Origin of the sequence: Blastomonas sp. UPD001 (assembly GCF_003426715.1) — a bacterium.
Classification (GTDB): domain Bacteria; phylum Pseudomonadota; class Alphaproteobacteria; order Sphingomonadales; family Sphingomonadaceae; genus Blastomonas.
The window spans coordinates 1-520 of sequence record NZ_QKVT01000025.1; the positions used below are offsets into that span (position 1 = coordinate 1).

Genomic DNA, 520 nt, shown 5'->3' on the forward strand with positions numbered 1-520 from the left:
GAAGGAACGCCGTCGGCCACGGGCACTGCCACGGCGCCGACTACGGGAGGCCGCCAGTCTCGAAACATGGTCTGGCCGAACAAGCGCCGACCGAACGGGGGGACCGGATATCAACCATGAGCAAGGGAACCAATGCGATGACACGCCTTCACATGATCGGCCTGCTGGCCACCCTCGGCCTTGCATCCAGCGTCGAGGCCGCCGTCTTCACCTTCGACCGCTCCCCCTTCGCGGGGACCACTGCCCTGGAAACGCCGGGACGCCAGATCGTCGGGAACGAGCTCTTCATTCCGGTCTTCGACTTCCAGACCGACGTCCTTGCACTGAACACGTCGGTGTTCGGGATCGACGACGGGATCCGGTTCTTCAGCGGGGTCGCCGATGCGATTCCGGCATCGGGCTCCAACTTCGTCGTCCTGCAGACCTTCGATGGCGACGGCGATCCCCTCAACGGCAACCAGCTGGGCGCGGGCGGCGCGGCCAACCTGATCGCCGACCGGATCGAGACCGCGGCGCCGGG

1 protein-coding gene is annotated in these 520 nt (G+C 66.5%); it reads left to right on the top strand.

The genetic code is table 11. From position 1 onward, the window contains the following. Nucleotides 1-116: 116 nt before the first annotated feature. Nucleotides 117-520: hypothetical protein (locus tag DM995_RS17980; protein ID WP_157973316.1), on the top strand; the 404-nt coding region annotated here is incomplete at its 3' end.